27 protein-coding genes and 1 tRNA gene are annotated in these 25,478 nt (G+C 70.4%); 9 read left to right on the top strand and 19 right to left on the bottom strand.

The window, feature by feature from the left end; all coding sequences use genetic code 11:
- Both AB0958_RS26260 and AB0958_RS26255 read left to right on the top strand, forming a co-directional pair.
- Positions 1 to 295 (top strand): HNH endonuclease (locus tag AB0958_RS26260; RefSeq protein ID WP_366892905.1); only part of this gene is annotated, 295 nt, incomplete at its 5' end.
- A 15-nt stretch (positions 296 to 310) separates the two neighbouring features.
- Positions 311 to 385: transfer RNA gene (locus AB0958_RS26255), tRNA-Leu, on the top strand.
- Positions 386 to 440: 55 nt separating this feature from the next.
- Here the strand turns inward: AB0958_RS26255 and rdgB are convergent.
- The 4 genes from rdgB to AB0958_RS26235 form a co-directional block, all read right to left on the bottom strand.
- Positions 441 to 1,052, bottom strand: coding sequence for an RdgB/HAM1 family non-canonical purine NTP pyrophosphatase (gene rdgB, locus AB0958_RS26250; RefSeq protein ID WP_366892904.1), 612 nt, complete (start codon positions 1,050 to 1,052; stop codon positions 441 to 443).
- Between the two features lie 83 nt (positions 1,053 to 1,135).
- Complete coding sequence (locus AB0958_RS26245; protein ID WP_366892903.1) at positions 1,136 to 1,540, bottom strand: hypothetical protein; 405 nt, start codon at positions 1,538 to 1,540, stop codon at positions 1,136 to 1,138.
- 129 nt (positions 1,541 to 1,669) lie between these two features.
- Positions 1,670 to 2,410 (bottom strand): ribonuclease PH, encoded by a 741-nt coding sequence (gene rph / locus AB0958_RS26240; RefSeq protein ID WP_366892902.1) that lies wholly within the window; start codon positions 2,408 to 2,410, stop codon positions 1,670 to 1,672.
- Between the two features lie 75 nt (positions 2,411 to 2,485).
- Entirely contained in the window at positions 2,486 to 2,719 is a 234-nt protein-coding gene (locus AB0958_RS26235; protein ID WP_071383815.1) for a glucose PTS transporter subunit EIIB, read from the bottom strand.
- Positions 2,720 to 2,908: 189 nt separating this feature from the next.
- Between AB0958_RS26235 and AB0958_RS26230 the strand changes: the two genes are divergently transcribed.
- Together AB0958_RS26230 and AB0958_RS26225 are read left to right on the top strand one after the other, a co-directional pair.
- The gene (locus AB0958_RS26230; protein ID WP_366892901.1) at positions 2,909 to 4,207 is read left to right on the top strand and encodes a PTS transporter subunit EIIC; all 1,299 of its coding nucleotides are present in this window, start codon (positions 2,909 to 2,911) and stop codon (positions 4,205 to 4,207) included.
- Positions 4,208 to 4,341: 134 nt separating this feature from the next.
- Positions 4,342 to 5,592, top strand: coding sequence for a PTS transporter subunit EIIC (locus AB0958_RS26225; RefSeq protein ID WP_358983359.1), 1,251 nt, complete (start codon positions 4,342 to 4,344; stop codon positions 5,590 to 5,592).
- Between the two features lie 77 nt (positions 5,593 to 5,669).
- Here AB0958_RS26225 and AB0958_RS26220 read toward each other — a convergent pair whose 3' ends face one another.
- A complete protein-coding gene (locus AB0958_RS26220) occupies positions 5,670 to 6,422 on the bottom strand; it encodes an MBL fold metallo-hydrolase (protein WP_366892900.1) in 753 nt (250 codons plus the stop codon).
- A 238-nt stretch (positions 6,423 to 6,660) separates the two neighbouring features.
- Between AB0958_RS26220 and AB0958_RS26215 the strand changes: the two genes are divergently transcribed.
- The gene (locus AB0958_RS26215) at positions 6,661 to 7,119 is read left to right on the top strand and encodes a type II toxin-antitoxin system PemK/MazF family toxin (RefSeq protein ID WP_366892899.1); all 459 of its coding nucleotides are present in this window, start codon (positions 6,661 to 6,663) and stop codon (positions 7,117 to 7,119) included.
- A gap of 3 nt (positions 7,120 to 7,122) precedes the next feature.
- On the opposite strand, the gene AB0958_RS26210 is transcribed toward AB0958_RS26215, so the two are convergent.
- The 9 genes from AB0958_RS26210 to clpS all read right to left on the bottom strand — a co-directional run bounded on the left by AB0958_RS26210 (position 7,123) and on the right by clpS (position 15,227).
- Positions 7,123 to 7,677 (bottom strand): hypothetical protein, encoded by a 555-nt coding sequence (locus AB0958_RS26210; protein ID WP_366892898.1) that lies wholly within the window; start codon positions 7,675 to 7,677, stop codon positions 7,123 to 7,125.
- 122 nt (positions 7,678 to 7,799) lie between these two features.
- The gene (locus tag AB0958_RS26205; protein WP_366892897.1) at positions 7,800 to 9,878 is read right to left on the bottom strand and encodes a putative Ig domain-containing protein; all 2,079 of its coding nucleotides are present in this window, start codon (positions 9,876 to 9,878) and stop codon (positions 7,800 to 7,802) included.
- Positions 9,879 to 10,123: 245 nt separating this feature from the next.
- The gene (locus AB0958_RS26200) at positions 10,124 to 11,074 is read right to left on the bottom strand and encodes a cysteine synthase (RefSeq protein ID WP_132890565.1); all 951 of its coding nucleotides are present in this window, start codon (positions 11,072 to 11,074) and stop codon (positions 10,124 to 10,126) included.
- Between the two features lie 7 nt (positions 11,075 to 11,081).
- Positions 11,082 to 11,360 carry a MoaD/ThiS family protein gene (locus AB0958_RS26195; protein WP_358983369.1) on the bottom strand — a complete coding sequence of 93 codons (279 nt, stop codon included), beginning with the start codon at positions 11,358 to 11,360 and terminating at the stop codon, positions 11,082 to 11,084.
- Between the two features lie 85 nt (positions 11,361 to 11,445).
- Positions 11,446 to 11,541 (bottom strand): putative leader peptide, encoded by a 96-nt coding sequence (locus AB0958_RS26190; protein WP_360513238.1) that lies wholly within the window; start codon positions 11,539 to 11,541, stop codon positions 11,446 to 11,448.
- A 282-nt stretch (positions 11,542 to 11,823) separates the two neighbouring features.
- Positions 11,824 to 12,246 (bottom strand): M67 family metallopeptidase, encoded by a 423-nt coding sequence (locus tag AB0958_RS26185; RefSeq protein WP_366892896.1) that lies wholly within the window; start codon positions 12,244 to 12,246, stop codon positions 11,824 to 11,826.
- Between the two features lie 132 nt (positions 12,247 to 12,378).
- Complete coding sequence (locus tag AB0958_RS26180; RefSeq protein ID WP_366892895.1) at positions 12,379 to 13,836, bottom strand: amino acid permease; 1,458 nt, start codon at positions 13,834 to 13,836, stop codon at positions 12,379 to 12,381.
- Between the two features lie 372 nt (positions 13,837 to 14,208).
- Positions 14,209 to 14,814, bottom strand: a complete 606-nt coding sequence (locus AB0958_RS26175) for a DUF2017 domain-containing protein (RefSeq protein ID WP_366892894.1) — start codon at positions 14,812 to 14,814, stop codon at positions 14,209 to 14,211.
- Positions 14,815 to 14,909: 95 nt separating this feature from the next.
- Complete coding sequence (gene clpS / locus AB0958_RS26170; protein ID WP_366892893.1) at positions 14,910 to 15,227, bottom strand: ATP-dependent Clp protease adapter ClpS; 318 nt, start codon at positions 15,225 to 15,227, stop codon at positions 14,910 to 14,912.
- A 56-nt stretch (positions 15,228 to 15,283) separates the two neighbouring features.
- On the opposite strand from clpS, the gene AB0958_RS26165 reads away from it, so the two are divergent.
- Together AB0958_RS26165 and AB0958_RS26160 are read left to right on the top strand one after the other, a co-directional pair.
- Positions 15,284 to 16,630, top strand: coding sequence for a nicotinate phosphoribosyltransferase (locus AB0958_RS26165; protein WP_366892892.1), 1,347 nt, complete (start codon positions 15,284 to 15,286; stop codon positions 16,628 to 16,630).
- Positions 16,631 to 16,779: 149 nt separating this feature from the next.
- Complete coding sequence (locus AB0958_RS26160) at positions 16,780 to 17,364, top strand: isochorismatase family protein (RefSeq protein WP_358983381.1); 585 nt, start codon at positions 16,780 to 16,782, stop codon at positions 17,362 to 17,364.
- Positions 17,365 to 17,504: 140 nt separating this feature from the next.
- Here the strand turns inward: AB0958_RS26160 and AB0958_RS26155 are convergent, their stop codons facing one another.
- Positions 17,505 to 17,831 (bottom strand): hypothetical protein, encoded by a 327-nt coding sequence (locus tag AB0958_RS26155; protein WP_366892891.1) that lies wholly within the window; start codon positions 17,829 to 17,831, stop codon positions 17,505 to 17,507.
- Positions 17,832 to 17,952: 121 nt separating this feature from the next.
- On the bottom strand, positions 17,953 to 20,313 hold the full coding sequence (locus tag AB0958_RS26150; RefSeq protein WP_366892890.1) for an immune inhibitor A domain-containing protein: 2,361 nt from the start codon (positions 20,311 to 20,313) through the stop codon (positions 17,953 to 17,955).
- A gap of 413 nt (positions 20,314 to 20,726) precedes the next feature.
- Between AB0958_RS26150 and AB0958_RS26145 the strand changes: the two genes are divergently transcribed.
- Entirely contained in the window at positions 20,727 to 21,020 is a 294-nt protein-coding gene (locus AB0958_RS26145; protein WP_366892889.1) for a hypothetical protein, read from the top strand.
- 75 nt (positions 21,021 to 21,095) lie between these two features.
- Here the strand turns inward: AB0958_RS26145 and AB0958_RS26140 are convergent, their stop codons facing one another.
- Complete coding sequence (locus AB0958_RS26140; RefSeq protein ID WP_366892888.1) at positions 21,096 to 21,788, bottom strand: RDD family protein; 693 nt, start codon at positions 21,786 to 21,788, stop codon at positions 21,096 to 21,098.
- Between the two features lie 55 nt (positions 21,789 to 21,843).
- Entirely contained in the window at positions 21,844 to 23,331 is a 1,488-nt protein-coding gene (locus AB0958_RS26135; RefSeq protein ID WP_366892887.1) for an RDD family protein, read from the bottom strand.
- Positions 23,332 to 23,573: 242 nt separating this feature from the next.
- Between AB0958_RS26135 and AB0958_RS26130 the strand changes: the two genes are divergently transcribed.
- Positions 23,574 to 23,987 carry an SsgA family sporulation/cell division regulator gene (locus AB0958_RS26130; RefSeq protein ID WP_366892886.1) on the top strand — a complete coding sequence of 138 codons (414 nt, stop codon included), beginning with the start codon at positions 23,574 to 23,576 and terminating at the stop codon, positions 23,985 to 23,987.
- An 18-nt stretch (positions 23,988 to 24,005) separates the two neighbouring features.
- On the opposite strand, the gene AB0958_RS26125 is transcribed toward AB0958_RS26130, so the two are convergent.
- Entirely contained in the window at positions 24,006 to 25,412 is a 1,407-nt protein-coding gene (locus AB0958_RS26125; RefSeq protein WP_366892884.1) for an FAD-linked oxidase C-terminal domain-containing protein, read from the bottom strand.
- Positions 25,413 to 25,478: the final 66 nt, after the last annotated feature.

Below are 25,478 nucleotides of genomic sequence, written 5' to 3'. Positions count from 1 at the left end.
TACCCCGCCGAGCTCCCCGAGAGCGCCCCCGAACTACCCAACGCCACCAACACAACGGCCGATTGATCGGCTACACCACGACAAGGGACACGACCTCGGTGTGCCCGAGCTGTGCGCCAGGTGCGGAGTCGGCCCCATCTGGCGCGACAAACCCATGACACTTGAGGTCGATCACATCAACGGGGACTGGCGGGACAACCGGCGGGAGAACCTGCGGTTGCTGTGCCCGAACTGCCACGCGATCACCAGCACATGGTGTCGGGGAGGGCGACGAGCCCCTCGTATCGCCCAGTAGAGTAGGCGAGGCTGAGGGCCCGTACCCCAGCTGGCTAGAGGGCGCCGGTTTAGGTCCGGTGTGTCGTGGGTTCGAGTCCCACCGGGCCCACAGAACGACACGGCCCCGCACCTCAGATTCAAAGGTGCGGGGTCTTTTCGTCCGCTCAGCCCAGCAGCTCCCGCACCACCGGGACCAACGCCCTGAACGCCTTGCCGCGGTGGCTGATCGCGTTCTTCTCTTCGGGGCTCAGTTCGGCGCAGGTCCGCGACTCCCCCTCCGGCTGGAGGATCGGGTCGTAGCCGAAGCCGTTCGTGCCGGTGGGGGTGTGGCGGAGGGTGCCGCGGAGTTGGCCCTCGACCACGCGTTCCGTGCCGTCCGGGAGGGCCAGGGCCGCCGCGCAGGCGAAGTGGGCGCCCCGGTGTTCGTCGGCGATGTCGGAGAGCTGGGCCAGGAGCAGGTCGAGGTTGGCCTTGTCGTCGCCGTGTCGGCCGGCCCAGCGGGCGGAGAAGATGCCGGGCGCGCCGTGCAGCACGTCGACGCAGAGGCCGGAGTCGTCGGCGACGGCCGGGAGGCCGGTGGCCTGGGCGAGGGCGTGGGCCTTGAGGAGGGCGTTCTCGGCGAAGGTGACGCCCGTCTCTTTGACGTCGGGGATGTCGGGGTACGCGTCGGCGCCCACCAGTTCGTGGGGCAGTCCCGCCTCGGCGAGGATCGAGTGCAGCTCGGTGATCTTTCCGGCGTTGCGGGTGGCGAGGATCAGGCGGGGCGTGGTGGTCATGGGTGGCAGTATCGCAAGCGCCCCGCTGACCGGTTTACGGCGTGCAGACCTTCGTGAGTTCGCCGGCGGCGTCGGTGACCGGTTTACGGCGTGCAGACCTTCGTGAGTTCGCCGGCGGCGTCGGTGACCGGGGTGACGTCGGGGGTGGAGTCGCCGTTCCTGATCGCCGTGCGGACGTTGTCCACGGCTCGTTGGAGGTCGTCGACGGCCTTGTTGACGTCGGTGTCGTCCGTCCTGTCGCCGATCTTCTTCAGGTTCTGCTGGATGGAGTCGAGGGAGGCGTCGGTCCGGGTGGGGTCGTCCGCGGCGTTCTCGACGGCCTGCTGGAGGCCGGTGACGCCGTCGGCGATGGAGTCGGCGGTGTGGACGCAGTCCAGGGCCTTGTCGACGGTGCCGCAGCCGGTGAGCAGGGCGGCGGCGAGTGCAGTGGTCGCGGCTGCGGCGGCGATGGCGGTGGTGCGACGGCCTCGGCGTCGGCTGGCGGCCATGAAAGTGTTCCCCTCCCCGGTGACGGCTGGCCGGGCGCACGGTTGTTCAGACCGTGCGCCCGTAGTCATAGGGACGCGGGGTCGGCCGCCCTGGTTGCCCGGGCTTTTTGGGTTCCCTTTACCGTCCGCTCACTGCTCCGCGGCGGCGGATTCGAGGGCGGCCCGCTGGATGGCGGCGAGGTCGGTGCAGCCGGCGACGGCGAGGTCGAGCAGGGCGTTGAGTTCGTCGCGGGCGAAGGGCTCGGCCTCGGCGGTGCCCTGGACCTCGACGAAGCGGCCGTCGCCGGTGCAGACGACGTTCATGTCGGTCTCGGCCCTGACGTCCTCCTCGTAGCAGAGGTCGAGGAGCGGGACCGAGCCGACGATGCCGACGGAGACGGCGGAGACCGTGCCGGTGAGGGGCTGCCGGCCGGCCTTGACGAGCTTGCGTCCCTTCGCCCAGGTGACGGCGTCGGCCAGGGCCACGTAGGCGCCGGTGATGGCGGCGGTGCGGGTGCCGCCGTCGGCCTGGAGGACGTCGCAGTCGAGGACGATGGTGTTCTCGCCGAGGGCCTTGTAGTCGATGACGGCGCGCAGGGAGCGGCCGATGAGGCGGGAGATCTCGTGGGTGCGGCCGCCGATCTTGCCCTTGACGGACTCGCGGTCGCCGCGGGTGTTGGTGGCGCGGGGCAGCATGGAGTACTCCGCGGTGACCCAGCCCTCGCCGCTGCCCTTGCGCCAGCGGGGGACGCCTTCGGTGACGGAGGCGGTGCAGAAGACCTTGGTGTCGCCGAAGGAGACGAGGACGGAGCCTTCGGCGTGCTTGCTCCAGCCGCGTTCGATGGTGACGGGGCGGAGCTGTTCGGGGGTGCGGCCGTCGATGCGTGACATGGCGACGAGCCTATCCATAGCGGCCGAAGGGGCTCCTCCCAGGCGGGAGGAGCCCCTTCGGGGTGGATCAGGGGGTCACATCATGTCCTCGATCTCGGCGGCGATCGGGTCGGCGTCGGTGCCGATGACGACCTGGATGGCGGTGCCCATCTTGACGACGCCGTGGGCGCCGGCGGCCTTCAGGGCGGCCTCGTCGACCTTGGAGGCGTCGTGCACCTCGGTGCGCAGCCGGGTGATGCAGCCCTCGATCTCGTCGATGTTGTCGATTCCGCCGAGACCGGCGACGATCTTCTCAGCCTTGCTGGCCATGTTGTTTCTCCCTGATCCGAACCGCTTTGTCGCAGTAACCCACAGTTGGCCCATCTTTGCGAGCGGTCGTGCCGTGGGTGCCGAATGATGGCGAGCACCGCGGCGGAACCGTCTGCCGACTGGTCTACACCAGCGGGCGGGCGGTCGCCAAACCCCTGCGGTGGAGCCGATGGGTCCGGAGGACGCGCCATGAGTGCCCAGAGCGCCGACAGCACGGCCGGTCCCGCGCGGGAGCGGTGGCACGTGCTGTTCCAGGGGTTGCAGAAGATGGGGCGGAGCCTGCAGCTGCCGATCGCGGTGCTGCCGGCGGCGGGCATCCTGAACCGGTTGGGGCAGCCCGACGTCTTCGGGGACCAGGGGCTTGGCTGGACGAGCGTGTCCAAGGTGATGCAGGGGGCGGGCGGGGCGCTGCTCGACGGGTCGGTCGGGCTGCCGCTGCTGTTCTGTGTCGGGGTCGCGATCGGGATGGCGAAGAAGGCGGACGGTTCGACGGCGCTGGCGGCGGTGGCGGGGTTCCTCGTCTACTACGGGGTGCTGCACCAGTTCCCGCAGTCGTGTCCGGGTGGGTCGAGGACGCTGCCGGGGATCGGGTGCCAGGTGAGCGACGGGACGGTGTCGACGTTCACGTTCCAGAACCCGGGGGTCTTCGGCGGGATCGCGCTGGGGTTGCTGACCGCCTTCTTCTGGGCCCGGTACCACCGGACGAGGCTGGTGGACTGGCTGGGGTTCTTCAACGGGCGGCGGCTGGTTCCGATCATCATGTCGTTCGTGGCCATGGGGTTCGCGGCGCTGTGCCTGTGGGTCTGGCCGCCGGTCGGGAGCGGTCTGGAGAGCTTCAGCCGCTGGCTGCACGGGGTGGGGGTGTGGGGCGCGGGGGTGTTCGGGCTCGCGAACCGGGCGCTGCTGGTGGTGGGGCTGCACCAGTTCCTGAACGTGCCGCTGTGGTTCCAGTTCGGCAGTTACACCACGCCGGACGGGCGGACGGTGCACGGGGACATCAACATGTTCCTGGCGGGCGATCCGCAGGCGGGTCAGTTCACGTCGGGGTTCTTCCCGATCATGATGTTCGCGCTGCCGGCGGCCGCGCTCGCCCTCACGCACTGCGCGAAGCCGCACCGGCGCAAGGAGATCGGCGGTCTGATGCTGTCGGTGGCGCTGACGTCGTTCGTCACCGGCATCACCGAGCCGCTCGAGTACTCGTTCATGTTCATCGCGCCCCTGCTGTACGTGGCGCACGCGGTGCTGACCGGGGTGTCGATGGCGGTGACGTGGGGGCTGGGGGTGCACGACGGCTTCGGTTTCTCGGCGGGGCTGATCGACTACGTCATCAACTGGCGGCTGGCGACGAAGCCGTGGCTGATCGTGCCGATCGGGCTGTGCTTCGCGGCGGTCTACTACGTGCTCTTCCGGTTCGCGATCACACGGTTCGACCTGAGGACGCCGGGCCGGGAGCCGGAGGACGAGGTGGAGGACGTCACGAAGGCCTGAGCGGCCGGTCGCCGGGTGGCGTACGCCCGGTAGCGCCGCGATTGCGGAATTGACGGGTTCCTTATAACGCCCCCATCGTGTACAACAGGTCTACACCACTGAGTGGTGTAGACCATCACCGATGGAGGAAGTCTATGAGCACCGCCACCGCGCCCACGGCGGCTCCCGCGAAGAAGCGGGGATCCGGGCTGTTCCAAGGCCTGCAGAAGGTCGGCCGCAGCCTCCAGCTGCCGATCGCCGTGCTCCCGGCGGCCGGTCTGCTGCTCCGCTTCGGCCAGCAGGACATCCACGACAAGCTGCACCTGCCGGACAAGGTCACGGCGGTGTTCGCCACGGCGGGTGGCGCGATCTTCGACAACCTCCCGATGCTGTTCTGCATCGGTGTCGCGATCGGCTTCGCGAAGAAGTCGGACGGCTCGACCGCGCTGGCGGCCCTCGTCGGCTTCCTGGTCTACAGCAACGTCCTGAAGGCGTTCCCGGTCACCGAGGCGAAGGTCCAGGCGGGCGCGGACATAGCCGCCACCTACAACAACCCCGGTGTGCTGGGCGGCCTGGTGATGGGCCTGCTGGGCGCGGTGGTCTGGCAGCGGTTCCACCGCACCAAGCTGGTGGACTGGCTCGGCTTCTTCAACGGCCGCCGGCTGGTCCCGATCATCATGGCCTTCGTCGGCACCCTCATGGGCGTCTTCTTCGGCCTGATCTGGGAGCCGATCGGCAACGGCATCTCCGACTTCGGCAAGTGGATCACGGGCCTCGGCGCCTTCGGTGCCGGTCTGTTCGGCCTGATCAACCGCGCGCTGATCCCGGTCGGCATGCACCAGTTCGTGAACACCGTCTCCTGGTTCCAGATCGGCGACTTCAAGAACTCCGCCGGTGTGGTCGTCCACGGTGACCTGACCCGCTTCTTCGCCGGTGACCCGACGGCCGGTCAGTTCATGTCCGGCTTCTTCCCCATCATGATGTTCGGCCTGCCGGCCGCCGCCCTGGCCATCGCGCACACCGCCCGCCCGGAGCGCCGCGCCGCCGTCATGGGCATGATGCTGTCGATGGCGCTGACCTCCTTCGTGACCGGTGTGACCGAGCCGATCGAGTTCACCTTCATGTTCATCGCGCCGCTGCTGTACGTGATCCACGCGGTGCTCACCGCCCTGTCCATGGCGATCACCTGGGCGCTCGGGGTGCACGCCGGCTTCACCTTCTCCGCCGGTGTCATCGACTACGCGCTCAACTGGAACCTCGCGACCAAGCCCTGGCTGATCATCCCGATCGGCCTGGTCTTCGGAGCGGTCTACTACTTCGTCTTCCGGTTCGCCATCGTCCGGTTCAACCTCCCCACCCCGGGCCGCGAGCCCGAGGAGGAGGTCGAGGACCTCACGAAGGCGTGAGGCCGACAGCACTCATGACGAAGGCCCCCGCCGCGGCGGGGGCCTTCTCGTGCACGGCCCTGAACGCCGTACGCACGTCAGATCTCGTACGTCGCTCTCGGCGCCGCGAGTTCCACCGGGCCGTCGAAGACCTCGCGGGCGTCGGCGAGGTTGACGGCGGGGTCGGTCCACGGCGGGATGTGGGTGAGGACCAGCTTGCGGGCACCGGCACGGGCGGCGGTCTCACCGGCCTCGCGGCCGTTGAGGTGCAGGTCCGGGATGTCCTCCTTGCCGTGCGTGAACGCGGCCTCGCACAGGAACAGGTCGGTGTCCCGGGCCAGCTCCTCCAGCGTCTCGGTGACGCCGGTGTCGCCCGAGTAGGTCAGGGACTTCCCGGCGTGCTCGACGCGGATGCCGTAGGCCTCCACGGGGTGCCTGACCCGCTCGGTGTGGACGGTGAAGGGGCCGACGTCGAACGTGGACGGCTTGACCGTGTGGAAGTCGAAGACCTCGCTCATCGAGGAGGCGGTGGGGGTGTCGGCGTAGGCCGTGGTGAGCCGGTGTTCGGTGCCCTCGGGGCCGTAGACCGGGATCGGGGGGCACGGGCCGCCGTCGTGGCGGTAGTAGCGCGCCACGAAGTAGGCGCACATGTCGATGCAGTGGTCGGCGTGCAGATGGCTCAGGAAGATCGCGTCGAGGTCGTAGAGACCGCAGTGGCGCTGCAGCTCGCCCAGGGCGCCGTTGCCCATGTCGAGGAGCAGCCGGAAGCCGTCGGCCTCTACGAGGTAGCTCGAGCAGGCCGATTCCGCGGACGGGAACGACCCCGAGCAGCCGACGACGGTGAGCTTCATGAAGCAGAAACCTCCGTTGGCGGGACGCCCGGACGGACCGGGAACTGGAGTCGGGAAAGTGGGGTGGGCGGGGGTCGTGCGGTTTGTCGAGCGTAAGGCGCAAAAGGGCCGGTCGCTCCTCCGCCAGGGGCCGTTGTGTGCGAACTCACCTGTGCTGTCACCGGTTCGGCTGGACCGGGGGCGCATCAGGATCGCGTAAGGGCGCGCGTCGATTATCTCGCGCCGGTAACGTCGTCGTATGGACACGTCATGGTGGCTCGCCCTCGCGGCGGTGGTCCTGCTCGCGCTGGTCGCCACCCTCGTCGACGGCTGGGGCAGGGGGCACCGTGCGCGCGGGCACCGCACGCGCCCGCCGGGGCATCCGCGGGACATCCGGGACAGGGCCGGACGGCCCCATCCGGGCGACATCTGGTGGGCCAACGTGCCCTACGAGGACGCTCCCGGCGCCAAGGACCGGCCGTGCCTGGTGCTGGCGGTGCGCGGCAACCGGGCCACCGTCGCCAAGATCACCAGCAAGTACCACGACGAGCGCGCCGGGGTGATCCCGTTGCCGCCGGGCTCGGTCGGGGACGCCCAGGGCCGGCCGAGCTTCCTGGAGACGGACGAGCTGCGCGAGCTCGCGGTGTGGGACTTCCGGCGCCGGGTGGGTGTGGTGGACCCGGTGCTGTGGGACCAGGTGCGGCACCTGGCCGGGTGAGCCTCACGTCACCCGGACGGTGACCCGCCACCCCTGGACGGCCTTGCAGGAGACCCGGCCGGGCGCGGTGGGCTGCGCGCACAGCGGGCGGGTGGAGGTGAGCGTGACCGTGCCCGCGGCGACGGCCTGGTAGGCGGCTCCGGCGTCACCGCCGCGGAGCATGATCCCGTAGTTGACGGGCTCGAGGACACCGGTGTCGCCGCCGGTGACGATCTTCGTCCAGGGGCGCTGCGCGGTGCCGGTCAGGGTGACCCGGAGGGTGCCGCCCTTGGCCAGGCAGTAGGTGCGGCCGCTGTCGGCGGCGGTGAGTTCCGAGGTCAGGGGCGTGCAGCCACCGGAGGAGCCGCCGGAGCCCGTGCCGGAACTCGGGGTCGCGCTCGGGGTCGGGCTCGGGCTCGGGGTGGTCCCGGCGGTGGGGGTCGCGCTGGGGCTCGCGGTCGGCGCGGTAGACACCGCGCCGCCGCCCTGGTCGCCGCCCCCGCCCTGGGAGCCGCAGCCCGCCAGCAGGAGCAGGGTCGTCGCGGCGAGCGACGCGCGGTGGAACGTCGTACGGCGCATGGGGTGTCCGCCTTTCCGTCGGGGAACGGACCCTTGGTGCCGATGTGACGTATCCCCCGGTCATACGGATCCCGCACCCGGACGGCTTCCGGGTGCGGGATCCGGTCAGATCAACGCACTTGTCAGCCGGTCGTGACGGCGGTGTCGTCGACGACGAAGCTGGTCTGGAGCGAGGAGTCCTCGACACCGCTGAACTTCAGGGTGACGGTCGAGCCCGCGTAGGACCCGAGGCTGAAGGACTTCTGCACGTACCCGGAGGCCGCGTTGAGGTTGGAGTACGTGGCCAGGGTGGTCGAACCGGCGCTGACCGTCAGCTTGTCGTACTGGGTGCTGGTGCTGGTCTCGGCGGTGTCGACGTGCAGGTAGAAGGTGAACGTGGTGTGGGTGCAGCCGGCCGGGATCGTCACCGACTGGGACAGCGTGTCGGTGTGGGTGGAGCCGTACCCGTCGAGCCAGGCGTAGTAGGAGCCGCCGTGCGCCGACTCGCTGCTGGAGTTGGTGATGACCCCGCTGGAGGCGGTCCAGGTGGTGTTGCCCGACTCGAAGCCGGCGTTGCCCAGCAGCTGGGACGAGGTGCAGGTGCCGCCGCCGCTGGTGCTGACGGTCCAGGTGAAGGAGGCCGAACCGGAGGCGCCGGTGGAGTCGGTCGCGGTGACGGTGGTGCTGTAGGTGCCCGCGGTGGACGCCGTGCCGGAGATCAGGCCGGTGGAGCTGGAGATGGACAGGCCGGTCGGCAGGCCGCTGGCGCTGTAGGTGAGGGTGGCGCTCGCGCTGTCGGTGGCGGAGATCTGCAGGCTCACCGCGGAGCCGGTGGCGGTGGACTGGCTGCCCGGGTTGGTGACGGTCACCGTGTTGCCGCCGCTGCTGGTGCCGGCGGTGAAGGCGGCGGTGCCGTTCGGGGTGCCCCAGCCGGTCGGGCCGTCGTAGCCGGTCCCGGCGGTGCAGAAGTACGACGGGGAGCAGGAGCCGTTGTTGCCGCTGGTCACGTCGTACAGGTTGCTCGTGTGGCTGTACGGGTACTTCGCCGGGTAGTCACCGGAGCCCGGGGTGCCCGCGAGGGCGTAGACACCCGCGATGATCGGGGACGAGGCGCTGGTGCCGCCGTAGACGGCCCAGCCGGAACCGCCGTAGGTGTCGTAGACCGCGACGCCGGTGGCCGGGTCGGCGACCGCGGAGACGTCGGCCTCCATGCGCTTGGTGCAGCCGGTGTCGGTCTGCCAGCTCGGCTTTGCGTCGTAGGCGGAGCAGCCGGAGCCGGTGCCCTCGGTGGAGCTGGTGTGCCACACCGACTCGGTCCAGCCGCGGGAGTTGGAGGACGTGGACAGGGCGGTGCCGCCGACTGCCGTCACGTACTGGGAGGTCGCCGGGTACTCGGCGCCGTAGGCGGAGTCGCCCGCGGAGACGGTGATGGCGACGCCCGGGTGCTTGAAGTAGGAGGTGTCCTCGCTGGTCTGCGCGGAGGACTCGGAGCCGCCCCAGCTGTTGGAGACGAACTTGGCGCCGAGTGCGACGGCCTCGTTCTCGGCGGCGCCGAGGTCGGCGTCGGTGGCGGAGTTCGCCTCGACGAGGTCGATGTTGCAGTTCGGGCAGACCGCGCTGACCATGTCGATGTCGAGCGCTTCCTCACCGGCCCAGCCGGAGTCGTTCGTCGGCAGCGAGGTCGTCGAACCGGTCTGACTGACCTGCTTGAAGCAGCCGTTGGCGACGGTGCACGCGGACAGGCCGTACGTCGAGCGGTAGGTGGCGAGGTCCGAGGCCGCGTTGGGGTCGTTGTAGGCGTCGACCACGGCGACGGTCAGGCCGGAACCGCCCGTGGAGGGCAGGTTGTAGGCGCTGTGCAGGTTGGTGGGGCCCAGGCCGGAGGGGGCCGCGGCGAGCGCGGAGGCCAGCCGCTGTCTGATGTCGGTGCGGCGCTGCGCGAAGCAGTTGACCTCACCGGGCTTGGTGACGGTGGCGCACAGGTGCTCGGTGGGCACCTTCTGGCCGGCCTTGCCGGTGCTGTGCACGGCCTGCCGGGCGGGGTCGGTGAGGGCCTTGGCGTTCTGGGTGACCCGGGGACTCTGGGAGGTGCCCGAGGTCCGGGCGGTCGCCTGTGCCTGCGCGGTCGGGGCCGCGACGAAACCGGAGACGGCCAGGGCGAGGGCGGGGAAGGCGAAGGCGAAGGCGACGAGTCTTCGCACGCTCCGTCGTGATTCACGCATGGGGTACTGCCTCCATCAGTGGGGTTACAAGGCAGGCCCGTGACGCGCGTAGCGGCGGCAGAGTGCGCGCAGTCATGAGCATGACATTTCGAACACCCTGGGATGCCGGTGAGCGTGGCATGACAGGACGGAGCAGAACCTAACGGGGTTCAATCGAGGGCGGTTCCTCCGCGCGAAGATCTTTACCGCGGCGTAGGGGGCGTTGGCCCCCTCATGAGAGGGGGTTGACGCGTGCATGATGAGCACTATGCCCAGAGCTGACCCTGGAGGGTCTCGATGGCTTCCTCGGTCGTGGCGGCGGTGTACACGCCGGTCGACAGGTACTTCCAGCCGCCGTCGGCGACGACGAACACGATGTCCGCGCTCTCCCCGGCCTGTACGGCCTTCTTCCCGACGCCGATCGCGGCGTGCAGCGCGGCGCCGGTGGAGATGCCCGCGAAGATGCCCTCCTGCTGGAGCAGGTCCCGGGTCCGGGTCACGGCGTCCGCCGAGCCGACCGAGTAGCGGGTGGTGAGCACGGAGGCGTCGTACAGCTCGGGTACGAAGCCCTCGTCGAGGTTCCTCAGTCCGTACACGAGGTCGTCGTACCGCGGCTCCGCGGCGACGATCCGCACGTCCGGCTTGTGCTCGCGCAGGTAGCGGCCGACGCCCATCAGCGTGCCCGTCGTGCCGAGCCCGGCCACGAAGTGCGTGACGGAGGGCAGGTCGGCGAGGATCTCGGGGCCGGTCGTCGCGTAGTGCGCGCCGGCGTTGTCGGGGTTGCCGTACTGGTAGAGCATCACCCAGTCCGGGTGCTCGGCGGACAGTTCCTTGGCCACCCGCACGGCGGTGTTGGAGCCGCCGGCCGCCGGGCTGGAGATGATCTCCGCGCCCCACATCCCCAGCAGGTCACGGCGCTCCTGCGAGGTGTTCTCGGGCATCACGCAGACCATCCGGTAGCCCTTGAGCTTGGCGGCCATGGCCAGCGAGATGCCGGTGTTGCCGGAGGTCGGCTCCAGGATGGTGCAGCCCGGGGTGAGCCGGCCGTCCTTCTCGGCCTGCTCGATCATGTGCAGGGCGGGGCGGTCCTTGACCGAGCCGGTCGGGTTGCGGTCCTCCAGCTTGGCCCAGATCCGGACCTCGGGGGACGGCGAGAGCCGCGGCAGGCGCACCAGGGGGGTGTTGCCGACCGCGGCCAACGGGGAGTCGTAGCGCATGCCGATCTCAGGCCATGCCGCCGGCGACGGCCGGCAGGATCGTCACGGTGTCGCCGTCGGAGAGCTTGGTGTTGATGCCGTCGACGAAACGGACGTCCTCGTCGTTCAGGTACACGTTCACGAAGCGGCGCAGCTTGCCGTCGTCCACGATGCGGGCGTGGATTCCGGCGTGGCGGGTCTCGAGGTCGTTGAAGAGGTCGGCGAGGGTCTCACCGCTGCCCTCCACCGCCTTCTGGCCGTCGGTGTACTGGCGGAGGATGGTCGGGATGCGGACCTCGATGGCCATGGTCGCGGGCTCCTGTCGGAAAGTCTGGGTGGGTGGGCGCGCAGCGGGGCGCCGCGGCTCACGGCCGTACGGCGGCAGGGAAACGTCAACAGATGGCGCTGTTCAGCCTGCACAGGTCGACGTGCAGCCGCGCCACGAGCATGCTGCCCGGCGCCTTCTCGCTCACGTCGTAGGAAACCATGGGGTCATCGTATCGATTCCCGGCCGGGGTCCTGGAGTGTGATTCCACATGACGGACGGATTCTGGCCGAACTGTGAGACAGGCGGACCGTGGCCGACGTGAAGGGGCGCTGGGGGTGGCCCCGGCCGAAGGCTGGGGGAGGAACTGCGCTACCAGCCCCCGCCGGCCCGTGGATGACCACCGGCCGGTGCGGCACCGCCGAGATCCGCCGTCGCGGCTGAGCGCCGTTGCGGCGGAGAGGTTCTGGTGAGCGGCGAAAAAGAGGCGGGCGCTCCCGGCGCCTCAGTACGCCTCGACGATCGTGACCTCTTCCTCCGTGACCTCGCCGTCCACGATGCGGTACGAGCGGAACTGGAATTCGCCCAGGCCGTCGGTGTCGGCGGTGGAGACGAGGACGTAGTGGGCGCCGGGCTCGTTCGCGTACGAGATGTCCGTCCGGGAGGGGTACGCCTCGGTCGCCGTGTGGGAGTGGTAGATCACCACCGGCTCCTCGTCGCGGTCGTCCATCTCGCGGTACAGCTTCAGCAGGTCCCCGGAGTCGAACTCGTAGAAGGTGGGGGACATCGCCGCGTTCAGCATCGGGACGAACCGCTCGGGCCGGTCGGAACCCGCCGGTCCCGCGACGACGCCGCACGCCTCGTCGGGGTGGTCCTTGCGCGCGTGGGCGACGATCTGGTCGACGAGGGCCTGGGTGATGGTCAGCATGGTCGCCAGGATAAGCAAAGGGCCGCCCCGTACCGATGGGTGGTACGGGGCGGCCCGGATGCCGGACATCCTGAGCGGCTGCCCCGGGGAGCGCCACGAGTGCTCCCCGGGGCGGACGTCCGGAGGAGGTGGTCAGCTCACCTTCGCCGGTGACGACTGCTCGCGCCGCTCGGTCACCTCGGGGTTGCGGTTCTTCAGGACGAGCCAGCCGACACCGAGGGCGGCGGCCCAGCCGGCCATCACGTACAGGCAGATCCGGGAGTCGGCGTCGTACGCGATCAGGCAGGTCACGAAGAGCAGGAAGGCGATGGCGATCCAGCTGCACACGGCGCCGCCCGGCGCCGGGAAGGAGGACGCCGGCAGGCGGCCCGCGTCGACCGCGCGGCGGTAGAGCACGTGGCTGACCAGGATCATCAGCCAGGTCCAGATGCCGGCCGCGGTGGCCACGGAGGTGACGTAGCCGAAGGCCTTCTCGGGGACGACGTAGTTGAGGACCACGCCGATGCCCATGAAGAGGACCGAGACGGTGACGCCGAACGCCGGGGTCTTGGACGCGGAGAGCTTCTTGAAGACGGCGGGGGCCTCACCGCTGTCGGCCAGGTTCCGCAGCATGCGGCCGGTGGAGTACATGCCGGAGTTGCAGGAGGACAGCGCGGCGGTCAGGACGACGAAGTTGACGATGCCGGCACCGGCCGGGATGCCGATCTTCGCGAAGGCGGCGACGAACGGGGAGACGCCCGGGGCGAACTCGGTCCACTTCACGACGCAGAGGATCACCGTGAGCGCGCCGACGTAGAAGAGGGCGATGCGCCAGGGCAGGGTGTTGATCGCCTTGGGGAGGGTCTTCTCGGGGTTCTCCGACTCACCGGCGGTGACGCCGACCAGCTCGACCGCGAGGTAGGCGAACATGACGCCCTGGAGGGTCATCAGGGAGGAGCCGACGCCCTTGGGGAAGAAGCCGTCGAACTGGTAGAGGTTCGCGACCGACGCCGTGTCGCCCGCGGAGCTGAAGCCGAAGGTGAGGACGCCGAGGCCGATCACGATCATGCCGATCAGGGCGGTCACCTTGACCATGGAGAACCAGAACTCCAGCTCTCCGAACACCTTCACGGAGATCAGGTTCACCCCGAAGAGGACCACCAGGAACACCAGGGCCGTCACCCACTGGGGGATGGCCGGGAACCAGTAGTGGACGTAGATCGCGGCGGCCGTCAGTTCGGCCATGCCGGTGACGACCCACATCAGCCAGTACGTCCAGCCGGTGAAGTAGCCGAAGAACGGGCCGAGGAACTCCCGGGAGTACTCGGCGAAGGAGCCGGAGACCGGGCGGTAGAGCAGCAGTTCGCCGAGCGCCCGCATGATGAAGAAGATGATGCCGCCGGCGAGGGCGTACATGAGGATCAGGCTGGGCCCGGCCTTGGCGATGTTCGCCCCGGCACCCAGGAAGAGTCCGACGCCGATGGCGCCGCCGATCGCGATCATCTGGACCTGGCGGCTGCCGAGCCCGCGCTCGTACCCCTCTTCGGGGGCTTCGCCGGTCCCGGAGGCTCCGGAGCCCTTCTGCGACGTGTCGACCTGAGCGGAGGTCATGTGTGGTGTGCGCCTTTCTCCATGCCGAACCGGGCCTCTGGTCGGCCTCGGATCGGGTTTCGATCCCCCCGGATTGATGGAGCGAGCGGGTTTGCGAGCCCGCTGAGCCTGACCGGCGGTCGCCGGTTCGGTGGCGCACCCGGACGACACATGGGTGGTGTTCGCCGGGCGGTCGTGAAGATTTATCACGGGCGCAACATTGATCACCGGGATCCGCCGAGCGGGAGTGTGGCGCACACCACTGGAAGAAGTGGACAAAGCGCGGCCAAAAAGGTCATAAGCGGCCGCAACGGTGACGGGATCGTTATCCGGATTTGAGCGTCCTCTGAGCGAACACCGAATCCGGAGCTTCTACGACATAGGGGATGACACTTAGGGCATGAGGGTGGCGACCAGGGTCTCCTGGAGGCCGCCGAGCCACAGGTACGCCATCACCATCGGCTTGCGCGGGTCCTCGTCGGGGAGCCGGTAGAGCAGGTCGGTGTCGTCCTCGTCGGTGATGTCCAGCCGGGAGCCGATCGCGAGGCGCAGGTCGTTGAGGGCGCCGAGCCACTCCCGGGACTCCCCAGGGGCCAGCTCCAGGACCGCGCCGCCCTGCTCCGCGGGGGCGAGCGCGTCCAGGGAGCGGATCACCGCGAGGGCGCTCTCCCGCTTGCGGGCACGCAGGTCGTTCTCGGTGTAGCGGCGGAACTCGGCGGAGTGGGCCTGCTGCTCCGCGGCCTCCTCGGGCGACCCAGGGACCCGCTCCGGGTCGCCGTAGGCGTCCGGGAAGAGCCGGCGCAGCACCGGGTCGGCGGGGGCCTCGCTGGGGCCCTCGGCGAACAGTTCGGCGAGCGGGTCGTCGGGGGCGTCCTCGGCCGGTCCCGGGCCGATGAGCTCCAGGAGCTGGACGGCCAGCGACCGGATGATGGAGATCTCGACGTCGTCGAGGACGACGGCCGCGCCGCCGCCGGGGAGTGGTTCGAAGGTTCCTGGCATGGAGAAGGTTCGCTGCTTCCGGTCCTGGTCGAGGAGTCCGGCCGCGCCTCCGGGACTGCTCTCCGGGACCGCCGGCCGCTGGCTGCTTTCCGGCGCTACTTCCGGTCCTGCTGGAGGGTGGCCCACAGGCCGTAGCCGTGCATGGCCTGCACGTCGCGTTCCATCTCCTCGCGGCTGCCGCTGGAGACGACCGCCCGGCCCTTGTGGTGGACGTCCAGCATGAGCTTGGTGGCCTTGTCCTTGGGATAGCCGAAGTACGTCTGGAAGACGTACGTCACATAGCTCATGAGGTTGACGGGGTCGTTGTGCACGAGCGTGATCCACGGGACGTCGGGCTCGGGTACGGCGAAGGTCTCCTCCGCCGACTCGGTGCGTTCGATCTCTACGGGAGCAGGTGACGTCACATGGCCCATGCTGCCACGCCGGAGAAAAATCGTCACACTGACGAAATGGGGGTACAGTCTCGGTCATGAACATTGCGGACCTGGGGCTGCCGGTGGATGTTCCGTCGACCGCGCTCTTCACCGACCAGTACGAGCTGACGATGTTGCAGGCCGCCCTCAAGGCGGGGACGGCCGAGCGGCACAGCGTCTTCGAGGTCTTCACCCGGAGGCTGCCGGAAGGGCGCCGCTACGGCGTGCTGGCGGGCACCGGGCGGGTCCTGGACGCGGTCGAGAACTTCCGGTTCGACGCGGACGTGCTCCGCTTCCTGGAGGAGCGCGGCATCGTCGACGGCCCGACCCTCCAGTGGCTCGCCGGCTACCGCTTCAGCGGCGACATCTGGGGCTATCCCGAGGGCGAGGTCTACTTCCCGGGCTCGCCGGTCATGCGGGTGGAGGGGTCCTTCGGGGAGTGCGTGCTCCTGGAGACCGTGATCCTCTCCATCCTCAACCACGACTCGGCGATCGCGGCCGCCGCCTCCCGCATGTCCTCGGCCGCCGGGGACCGCCCGCTGATCGAGATGGGTGCCCGCCGCACCCACGAACTGGCCGCCGTCGCCGCCTCCCGCGCGGCCTACGTCGGCGGTTTCGCGACCACCTCCGACCTGGCGGCCGGCTTCCGCTACGGCATCCCCACCGTCGGCACCTCCGCGCACGCCTTCACCCTCCTCCACGACCACGAGCGGGACGCCTTCCGGGCCCAGGTCGACTCGCTCGGCCGGGGCACCACCCTGCTGGTCGACACCTACGACGTCGCCGAGGCGGTCCGGGCGGCCGTGGAGGTGGCGGGCCCCGAGCTGGGCGCCGTACGCATCGACTCCGGCGACCTGCTGCTGGTCGCCCACCGGGTGCGCCAGCAGCTGGACGAGCTGGGCGCGGTCGACACGAAGATCGTGGTGACCTCCGACCTGGACGAGTACGCCATCGCCTCGCTGGCCGCCGCGCCGGTGGACGCCTACGGCGTGGGCACCCAGCTGGTGACCGGCTCCGGGCACCCCACCTGCTCCATGGTCTACAAGCTGGTCGCCCGCGCCGAGTCCGCCGACCCGAAGGCGCGGCTGGTGCCGGTGGCGAAGAAGTCGTCGGGCGGCAAGACCTCCGTGGGCGGGCGCAAGTGGGCGGCGCGGCGGCTGGACGCCGACGGGGTGGCGGAGGCCGAGGTCGTGGGCACCGGGGAGGTCCCGGCCGACCTGGCCGAACGACAGCTCCTGGTCGAACTGGTGAAGTCCGGCGACGTGGTGGCACGCGAGCCCCTGGACGCGCCCCGCGCACGCCATGCGGCGGCCAGGGCCGGTCTGCCCCTCTCCGCGACCCAGCTCTCCCGGGGGGAACCGGTCATTCCGACGGAGTACGTCCAGGGGCGCTCGGGTAGCTAGAGCGAGTGCCCGCGTACGCGCCCCGCGAAGCCCCCTCCCCTACGCCCCCGTAACTCTCTACGCTCGGAGGTTCAGGCCGGACCCGCACGCCTTCATTCTGCGTCTCCCCCCTCGACACCAGCCGATACCGAATCCGAAGGGCACCCACCATGCGCCGCGCCTTGATCGTCGTCGATGTGCAGAACGACTTCTGCGAGGGGGGCAGTCTCGCCGTGGCCGGGGGTGCCGACGTGGCCGCCGCGATCACGGAGCTGATCGGTCAGGCGCCGGCCGGGTACCGCCACGTGGTGGCGACCCGCGACCACCACATCGCGCCGGGCGGCCACTTCGCCGACAACCCGGACTACGTCCGCAGCTGGCCGGCGCACTGCGTCGCCGGTACCGAGGGCGTGGGCTTCCATCCGAACTTCGCCCCGGCGGTCGCCTCCGGCGCGGTGGACGCGGTGTTCAGCAAGGGAGAGTACGCGGCGGCGTACAGCGGGTTCGAGGGGGTCGACGAGAACGGGGTCGGCCTCGCGGAGTGGCTGCGGGCCCGCAAGATCGACGAGGTGGACGTGGTGGGCATAGCGACGGACCACTGCGTGCGGGCCACCGCCCTGGACGCCGCGAAGGCGGGCTTCCGCACGCAGGTGCTGCTGGACCTCACGGCGGGGGTGGCCGAGGCGACCACCCAGCGGGCCCTGGAGGAGCTCCGCCAGGCGGGCGTGGAGCTGACCGGCAAGCCGGTGGTGTGAGCTCCGCGGGTGGTGGCCGAGCCGGGCGGGCGGTGGGTACGTGCGGGCCGGTGGGGGCTTGTCGCGCAGTTCCTCCCCCAGCCTTCGGCCGGGGGGACCCCCAGCGCCCCTTGGGCGCGCTGTACTCGCCGCCGCCTATGTCAGGCTGCTGATCTTTGGAGCAGGGATCTGATCGGTCTCCAGAGTTCCAGGGGGGTGACACCGTTGTCAGGGGTCGTTCGCCATATGAGGCCGTCCGGGTGGTGGAGGACGGCCGTGATCTCGTCCGGGGTCGGCGGGGCGGCGTTGCCCCGCAGGTAGACCGCCCGCATGCCGAGGTTGCGGAGCCTGGTCAGGGCTCGGGCGCGGTTCTGGGCGTGGACCAGGACGCGGACGGCGGACGCGCTGTCCGCGGCGGCCGGACTGGGCAGGTTCAGCGCCACCACCACCGTGCCGTTCGGCAGCTTGCAGAACCCTCCTGCGGTCATGCGGTCACACCCCCGTGTGCGTCGGTGTCAATAAGAAAGTCACAGGACGCACCTAAACACGATCGGCGGCGACCCGCCAAGGGGTTGCCGCCGATACGCGTCTGACCTGCGGTTATTGGAACTACTTCACCGCGGGGCCGACCTGGAGGGAGATCGTGGAGCCGTCTCGCGCCTCCTTGACGATCTTGATCTTGGTGTTGGTGTCAGTGATCTTGACACCGGCGGTCGGGTTCGACGGGTCGTAGTACGTGCTGGCGTGGTCGTCGAAGACCGGCACCCCGCGCGCCCCCTTGATCTTCGTCGCGACGTCCGCCTTGTGCAGCGTGATGCCGTCGGTCGAGTAGAGGCTGAACGGCGAGTCGTAGGCCTGGACGCGGTTGCGCATCAGCGTGCCGTCGGACCACTTCAGCGGCGCCGGGTGGGAGTCGACCGGGAGGATCAGACCGGTGCCCGGGTGACCGCCGTCGCCCGTGTGCGTGTTGTTGTCAGCCTCGGAGGTGTCCCACTTCCAGATCAACAGGCCGTTCTGGTACGGGTAGTGCTCCACCCAGTCCGGACGGGTCGTCGAGAAGCCGAAGTTGTACGGGCCGACCTTGAGGGTCTTGTCGTACGACACGTACTGGCGGTTCTCCGCGATGTAGTACTGCGCGTAGTCCTTGGTGAAGGACGCGCCGATCCGGGAGAAGCCGGCCGCGGTCCACGCGGGGTCCGCCGTCTCGGCGTTGTCGGAGAAGACGGTCGAACTGTCGGCCGTCACCGTGATCTCGTCGGCCGCGAAGCCCTTCAGGGCCACCCCGCCGTCGGTCTGGTAACGGAAGCGGAGCTGGATCTTCTGGCCCGCGTAGGCGTCCAGCGGGTACGACAGCTTGGCGTACGCGTCGATCGAACCGGTGAGCGCCGGCTTGTCGCTGCCGTCGCGAGGGATGGCCGTGCCGTTGACCGTGCCGTCCAGGGCGGTCCAGTTGGCGCCGCCGTCGGTGGACACCTCGGCGTAGAGGTAGTCGTAGTTCGCCTCGATGTCGTACCAACCGTCCAGCGAGAGCGTCGCGGACGACTTGCCGGTGAGGTCGACGTCACGGGTCAGCGTGTTCTTCAGGTCGTTGCCGCTGCCGCTCCACCACTGGGACGAGCCCTGGGCGGGGGTGACGACCGTGGTCGTGACCGCCTTGTCGGGCAGCGAGACCACCAGGGCCTGCTTGTTCTTCGTGTTGTACTCGGCGACGCCCAGCTTGTGGCTGGACCGGGTGCCGGCCTTGGCCGTGTCGTAGTTCAGCCAGCCCAGCTGGAGCTTGTCCCAGGCGTTCATGTCGCCCGGCAGGTCGCCGATGGCCTCCTTGCCGGTGCCCAGCCAGGAGCCGGAGGACATCAGGGTCCAGAAACCGGTGGAGTTCTCGCCGCCGTCGGTGTCGTACTCGTCCGGCAGGCCGAGGTCGTGGCCGTACTCGTGGGCGTAGACGCCGAGGCCGCCGTTCTCCGGCTGCATCGTGTAGTCGCCGACCCAGACGCCGGTGTTGCCGACCTGGGTGCCGCCGAGCTTGTTGTCCGCCGGGCCGGTGGCGCCGGCGTCGGTGCCGAAGGCGTACCAGCGGTGCGCCCAGATCGCGTCGGTGCCCTGGGCGCCGCCGCCCGCGGACTCGTCCTCACCGGCGTGCACGATCTGGAAGTGGTCGACGTAGCCGTCCGGCTCGTTGAAGTTGCCGTCGCCGTCGTAGTCGTAGCGGTCCCACTGGTCGTACTGGGCGAGGTCCGCCTTGATCGCGGCGTCGGACTCGCCGGCCGCCTTCTGGTCGGCGACCCAGGCGTTCAGGCCGTCGCGCACCAGGTTCCACACGCTGGAGCAGGTGGTGGAGCCGCAGGCGTTGTTGCCGTAACGGGCCTCGTTGTAGGGGACCTTGACCCAGTCGGTGACCTCACCGTCGACCGAGTAGCGGCCCGAGGACTGCTTCTCGTAGTACTTCTTCAGCGACTCGGTGTTCTTGCCGGTGCCGAAGTAGAGGTCCTGGAAGTGCTGCTGGTTGTAGTCCGCCTGCCAGGCCGTGGAGTTGTCCTTGGTCCGGTCGGGCTGGGCTATCTGGTTGTGCAGCGGGCCGGCCGTGCCGTTGTACCGGGGGTCGGTCTGGTCCCCGAACTCGACCAGGATGGTGAAGATCTTGTCCGTCTTCTCCCGCCCGAGCTCGACGTACTTGCTGCCGCCCTTCTTGCCCTTCAGCTGGACGACCTTGGAGCCGTCCCGGTCCTTGACCTGGGCCTTACCGGATATGACCTGGTCGAGGGCCTCCTGGCGCTGGGCCTCCTGAGTCTTGCTCAGCGGGCCGTCCAGGTCGTGCTCGTCCTGCTTCGCCGACGGGTCGTGCCGGTCGACGGTGGCACTCTTCGCCGGGGTCGCCGCCTGCGCGACCGCGAAGGTGGCGAAACCTGCGGAGGCGGTCGCGAGCGTCACGCCGACGGCGATTGCTCTGAACGTCCAGGGTCTGCTGGTCACTTGAGTTCCTCCCCCGCGCCGCGCGCACGGAAGGGGGACCGGGTGATGGTTGGGGGTCCGTGCGCGCACGATCAACGCGTCGATTCAAGTGACGTCATTTGACTACTGGTTTACGAGAAAAGACAGACCTTGACTCAGGCCATCCAATTCCAGTATGCGGAGCTGAAGTTCGCTTTACGGACACTCCGGCCCGGAGCCGGACATGGATAACCGGCGCGCATATGCATCCAGTTGGCGAGACGCATGCGACCGTGCGCCCCCTGTGCACCGGTACCGTGGGTTAGGTCACGCTTACCGGTCGTTCCGCTCGGGCACACACGCGAATAGAGTCGAATGGTGGAACGCCCGGAAGCCGGTGAAATGCCAGGCCTGCTCCCCGTCTCACCTCCACATCTCCCGAGGACACGATTGCCATGCCTCGTCCGACCCCGGCACAGCTCGTCTACGGTTCCTGCACCGTGATCTGCTCGACGCTCGCCATGCTGCTGCTGTCACAGACGAGTTCGGGCATCGGGATCGCGGTCATCGCGCTCGCCGCGCTCGGTCTGGGACTGCTGGTGGCCATGACGGTCCCGCTCCCCCGGCCGCGCACGGTCGCCCGGTCCGAGCCCGCCCCTTCCGCACCGCCCGGCGTGCGGGTCCCCGTGCACCGGGAGACCGTGGCCGCCACCACGGCCGAGCCCGTCCGGGAGCGCACCGCCCCCTGACGCCCGCACCGACGGCCGACAGCCGGCGAAGCCGTGAGAGCGGCCCCGCCGGCTGCCTGTGCGCCCTCCCCTTCGCTATCTCGTGCTGACGACGACCGTCTTGCCCGCCTTGTCGTGCAGTCCCTGCTTGTACGGCTTGTCGAAGAAGCTCCAGCCGCCGCAGATCACCGTCCAGACACAGGCGCAGCAGAAGGCGAACGGCACCCAGAGCACCAGGGCGCGGACCAGGGAGGTCCGGGTCGAGGGCGTGGCGCCGTCGCTCAGGTTGGCGACCCGCATGCCCAGCCACTTCTTGCCGAGGGTCTGCCCCGACTTCGCGATCAGCAGGGTGTCGTACGCGACGAACAGGACACAGGCGACGATCGACTGCGCGAGGGACTTGCCGACCGCGACCCGGTCGCTGTTCACCTCGTACTCGCGCACGCCGAAGACCAGGGTGATCAGCCAGACCACGATGAGCACCAGGATCATGTCGATGATGCGGGCGAGGGTGCGCCTGCCGCTGTCCGCGAGCGGGGGCATGCCGGCGAGCGGATCGGCCGGGGAGCCGCCAGGACCGCCGCCACCGTAGCCGCCGCCGTCGTAGGGACCGCCCCCGTAGGGGCCGCCGCCGTAGGAGGGCGGCGGGGGGTGTGCGCCGCCGTACGGGGCGTCGTACGGCGAGCCCGCGCCCCGGCCCTCGTCCCGGCCGGGCGAGGGCGGCTTCCTGAACGGGTCTTCTTCCGGCGGCTCTCCAGGACCCGGGGGCGGGGGCGGTTCGGTGCTCATGGCCCGAGTGGAACGCGCGGCGGCCGGGTCCGCATCCGGCGAGCGGCCGTACGGGTCATGCGCCCGCTACGAAGGTGTGCGCGGCCTTGTCGTGCCAGCACTGGTGCCAGGGGCGGTCGAACAGGCACCAGGCGACCCCGACGATCCCGATGCCGAGCAGCCCCGGCACGGTGTACACCAGCCAGCGGCGCAGCGAGGCGCCGAAGCCCGGCGGCTCGTGGCCCTCGATGTCGCGCACCTCCAGGCCGAACAGCTTCTTGCCGAGCGTGCGGCCCCACTTGGCGGTGGGCAGCACCTCGTAGAGGACGCCCGCGACGAGCAGGACGGCGAGCACGACGCCCAGGTACAGGCCCGTGGTGCCGTCGAGCAGCCATACGGTCTCGGTACGGCCGGACAGCTTGGCCGCGTCGATCTTGTCCTGGACGTGGTCGGCGGCCTTGGTGCCGAGCGGTACGGCGGCGACCGCGGTCACCATGCCGACGAGCAGGCTGTCGACGAGCCGAGCGCCGAACCGCCTGCCGAGCCCGGCGGGGCGGGCCGCCGCCTGGCGTCGGGCGGCGGCCTGGAAGACGTCCTCCACCGGCGGCTTCCAGGGCGCGACCTGCTGGTCACCGGCGAGCCGGTGCACCTGCTGCGGCCACGAGGACTGTCCGCCCCCGGAACCGGCGGCCATCGGAGCGACGGGCAGGGCGGGCGCGGGATCCGGCCCGGCGGACTGCGGGGGTACGGCGGGGGCGACGGCGGGGCCCGCGGGCAACGGCAGGGCCGCGGCGGCCCGTTCCACGGCGGCCTTCCCGGCACCGAAGCCGGGCCGCCCGGGAACGGCCCCACCGGTGGCACCGGGCGCACCGACGGGCCCCTGGGCACCGAACCCGGCGGAACCGGCGGGACCCCGGCCGCCCTGGCCCCCGAAACCGGCCGCGTCACCGAAACCGGCCGCGTCACCGGACCCCCCGGAACGCTGACCGCCGTGGCCGCCCGAGCCGGGGGCGCCACCCGCCGCGCCCGGCGCTCCGGCGCCGCCCTGGGACCCGGGGTCCGTCCCCCGGTTCGGCGGGGACTCGTCCCGGACCGGGCGGAAGGTCATCGTCCCGTCGTCCACGGGGGGTCGGGTGCCCGCGGGGCCGACCGTCGGCCTACGGAAGACGAACGTGCCGCCGTCGTCGAGGTCCCCCTCGTCCGCGGGCGGGATCGTCGCCGTGCCGTCGGTGCGAAAGGACCGGCCGTCGGGCCGGGGCGGCGAGCCCGGCGCCGACCGCGGGTCGGTGCCCCAGGCGGCCCCCTCGGCCGTCCAGCCGGAGGCCGTCGGCGGCTGCGGGTCCTCGTCGAAGAAGTGCGGGCCGGTCTCCTCGACGGAGGCGGGTGCCGCAGGCCGGGAGCCGGGCGGAGGGCTGAGCGGTTCACCGGCGGCCGGGGCCGGACGGCTGGTGCCCGGCACCCACGCGGCACCGTTCCAGTAACGGACGTAGCCGGGGATGGACGGGTCCGGGTAGTAGCCCTCGCGGGGCCGTTCGTCACCGGGTGCCGGAGTTGGGGCGCTCATGTCCGTCGTCCCGTATCTGCTCGGGGGTCGTGTGGGAGCCTCCACATCTATCAGACCCGGGTGCCCGTCACCGCCAGTCCCGCAGGACCCGCCCCTTTCCGGGCAGCCCTGTGCACCCCCTTCACCCCATCGGAAGAAAATTTCCCGGAACCCGCGTAATGCTCGCGCCCCCAGCGGCTCTCCACTCGTACGGGCCCCGCCACCGGTGCCCGTACGACTGATCGAGAGAGGAAACGGACGCCATGCATCACACCGTCGTGGAACGCGAACTGGAGCTGCGGCTCATCCTGTCCCCCGAGCGGAGCATCCCGGTCCCGGCCCGGCTCCGCTACCGCTCCGACGACCCCTACGCGGTCCATGTCAGCTTCCACATCACGTCGGAGTCCCCGGTCCACTGGACGTTCGCCCGCGACCTGCTGGTGGAAGGGGTGTTCCGGCCGAGCGGGCACGGGGACGTGCGGGTGTGGCCGACGAAGGCGGAGGGCCGCAGCGTCGTGCTGATGGCGCTGAGTTCACCCGACGGTGACGCCCTCCTGGAGGCGCCGACCGCCCAGGTGTCCGCCTGGCTGGAGCGGACGCTGCGCGCCGTGCCGCCGGGGACCGAGGGCGCGCGGCTGGGGATCGACGACGCTCTCGACCAGCTGCTCGCCCAGTGAGGCCGCCGGCGGATGGGTTCAGAACAGCTTGCCGGGATTGAGGATGCCCAGCGGGTCGAAGACGTCCTTGACGGCCCGCTGCATCTGAACGCCCACCGGTCCGATCTCCTGGGCCAGCCACTCCTTCTTCAGGACGCCGACGCCGTGTTCGCCGGTGATGGTGCCGCCGAGTTCCAGGCCGAGGGCCATGATCTCGTCGAAGGACTCGCGGGCGCGGGCGCGTTCGTCGGGGTCCTGGGCGTCGAAGCAGACGGTGGGGTGGGTGTTGCCGTCTCCGGCGTGCGCGACGACCCCGATGGTCAGCCGGTGCTTCTCGGCGATGCGCTCCACCCCTTCGAGCATGTCGCCGAGCCGGGAGCGCGGCACGCACACGTCGTCGATCATCGTGGTGCCCTTGACCTTCTCCAGGGCGATCAGCGAGGAGCGGCGGGCCTGGAGGAGGAGTTCGGACTCGGCGGCGTCGTCGGCCGGGACCACCTGGGTGGCGCCCGCGGCCTCGCAGAGCCTGCCGAGGGCGGCGAGGTCCGCGGCGGGGTCCGGGGTGTCGAACGCGGCGAGCAGCAGGGCCTCGGTGGACTCGGGCAGGCCCATGTGGGTGAGTTCGTTGACGGCCCGCACGGTCGTGCGGTCCATCAGTTCGAGGAGGGACGGGACGTGCCCGCCCGCCATGATCCGGCACACCGCGTCGCAGGCGGCGGCCGCGGAGGCGAACTCGGCGGCCAGCACCAGCTGCTGCGGCGGCCGGGGCTTCAGCGCGAGCACGGCGCGTACGACGATGCCGAGGGAGCCCTCGGAGCCGACGAAGAGCCGGGTGAGGTCGTAGCCCGCGACGCCCTTCGCCGTCCGTCTGCCGGTGGACATCAGCCGGCCGTCGGCGAGGACGACGTCCAGACCGAGGACGTACTCGGCGGTCACCCCGTACTTCACACAGCACAGGCCGCCCGAGGCGGTGCCGATGTTCCCGCCGATCGTGCACGTCTCCCAGCTGGAGGGGTCCGGCGGGTAGGACAGGCCGTGTTCCTCGACCGCCCGGGAGAGGGCGGCGTTGACGACGCCGGGTTCGACGACCGCGACGCGGTCCACCGGCGAGATCTCCAGGATGCGGTCCATCCGGGTCAGGGACAGCGCGATGCAGCCGTCGACTGCGTTGGCGCCGCCGGACAGGCCGGTGCGGGCGCCCTGCGGGACGACCGGGACGCGCAGCTCGGTGGCGACGCGCATGACGTGCTGGACCTGTTCGACCGTGCGCGGCAGCACGACGACGGCCGGCGTGCCCGCCGGGCAGAAGCTCGCCATGTCGTTGGCGTAGGAGGCGGTCACGTCGGGGTCGACGAGCACCGCGTCGGCCGGCAGACCCGCGAGGAGCCGGTCGGTGAGGTTGCTGGTGGCTTCGTCCCGAGGCGCTTCGATACGGCTCATGATCACAGCGTCGCACCCGGGGCCATCGGTGTGAACCCCACAGGGTCCGTCCTTGGGCCGCCCGGATGCCGT

The sequence above is a fragment of the Streptomyces sp. NPDC006655 genome (assembly GCF_040703965.1).
Lineage (GTDB): Bacteria > Actinomycetota > Actinomycetes > Streptomycetales > Streptomycetaceae > Streptomyces.
Note: the sequence above shows the minus strand (reverse complement) of the source record. Positions and strands in the feature narration are given on the sequence as shown.

Bases quoted from the DNA above. Each gene is read 5' to 3' on its own strand.
- rdgB (WP_366892904.1), bottom strand. From the start codon at position 1,052: ATGACCACCACGCCCCGCCTGATCCTCGCCACCCGCAACGCCGGAAAG.
- AB0958_RS26245 (WP_366892903.1), bottom strand. From the start codon at position 1,540: ATGGCCGCCAGCCGACGCCGAGGCCGTCGCACCACCGCCATCGCCGCC.
- rph (WP_366892902.1), bottom strand. From the start codon at position 2,410: ATGTCACGCATCGACGGCCGCACCCCCGAACAGCTCCGCCCCGTCACC.
- AB0958_RS26235 (WP_071383815.1), bottom strand. From the start codon at position 2,719: ATGGCCAGCAAGGCTGAGAAGATCGTCGCCGGTCTCGGCGGAATCGAC.
- AB0958_RS26230 (WP_366892901.1), top strand. From the start codon at position 2,909: ATGAGTGCCCAGAGCGCCGACAGCACGGCCGGTCCCGCGCGGGAGCGG.
- AB0958_RS26225 (WP_358983359.1), top strand. From the start codon at position 4,342: ATGAGCACCGCCACCGCGCCCACGGCGGCTCCCGCGAAGAAGCGGGGA.
- AB0958_RS26220 (WP_366892900.1), bottom strand. From the start codon at position 6,422: ATGAAGCTCACCGTCGTCGGCTGCTCGGGGTCGTTCCCGTCCGCGGAA.
- AB0958_RS26215 (WP_366892899.1), top strand. From the start codon at position 6,661: ATGGACACGTCATGGTGGCTCGCCCTCGCGGCGGTGGTCCTGCTCGCG.
- AB0958_RS26210 (WP_366892898.1), bottom strand. From the start codon at position 7,677: ATGCGCCGTACGACGTTCCACCGCGCGTCGCTCGCCGCGACGACCCTG.
- AB0958_RS26205 (WP_366892897.1), bottom strand. From the start codon at position 9,878: ATGCGTGAATCACGACGGAGCGTGCGAAGACTCGTCGCCTTCGCCTTC.
- AB0958_RS26200 (WP_132890565.1), bottom strand. From the start codon at position 11,074: ATGCGCTACGACTCCCCGTTGGCCGCGGTCGGCAACACCCCCCTGGTG.
- AB0958_RS26195 (WP_358983369.1), bottom strand. From the start codon at position 11,360: ATGGCCATCGAGGTCCGCATCCCGACCATCCTCCGCCAGTACACCGAC.
- AB0958_RS26190 (WP_360513238.1), bottom strand. From the start codon at position 11,541: ATGGTTTCCTACGACGTGAGCGAGAAGGCGCCGGGCAGCATGCTCGTG.
- AB0958_RS26185 (WP_366892896.1), bottom strand. From the start codon at position 12,246: ATGCTGACCATCACCCAGGCCCTCGTCGACCAGATCGTCGCCCACGCG.
- AB0958_RS26180 (WP_366892895.1), bottom strand. From the start codon at position 13,836: ATGACCTCCGCTCAGGTCGACACGTCGCAGAAGGGCTCCGGAGCCTCC.
- AB0958_RS26175 (WP_366892894.1), bottom strand. From the start codon at position 14,814: ATGCCAGGAACCTTCGAACCACTCCCCGGCGGCGGCGCGGCCGTCGTC.
- clpS (WP_366892893.1), bottom strand. From the start codon at position 15,227: ATGGGCCATGTGACGTCACCTGCTCCCGTAGAGATCGAACGCACCGAG.
- AB0958_RS26165 (WP_366892892.1), top strand. From the start codon at position 15,284: ATGAACATTGCGGACCTGGGGCTGCCGGTGGATGTTCCGTCGACCGCG.
- AB0958_RS26160 (WP_358983381.1), top strand. From the start codon at position 16,780: ATGCGCCGCGCCTTGATCGTCGTCGATGTGCAGAACGACTTCTGCGAG.
- AB0958_RS26155 (WP_366892891.1), bottom strand. From the start codon at position 17,831: ATGACCGCAGGAGGGTTCTGCAAGCTGCCGAACGGCACGGTGGTGGTG.
- AB0958_RS26145 (WP_366892889.1), top strand. From the start codon at position 20,727: ATGCCTCGTCCGACCCCGGCACAGCTCGTCTACGGTTCCTGCACCGTG.
- AB0958_RS26140 (WP_366892888.1), bottom strand. From the start codon at position 21,788: ATGAGCACCGAACCGCCCCCGCCCCCGGGTCCTGGAGAGCCGCCGGAA.
- AB0958_RS26135 (WP_366892887.1), bottom strand. From the start codon at position 23,331: ATGAGCGCCCCAACTCCGGCACCCGGTGACGAACGGCCCCGCGAGGGC.
- AB0958_RS26130 (WP_366892886.1), top strand. From the start codon at position 23,574: ATGCATCACACCGTCGTGGAACGCGAACTGGAGCTGCGGCTCATCCTG.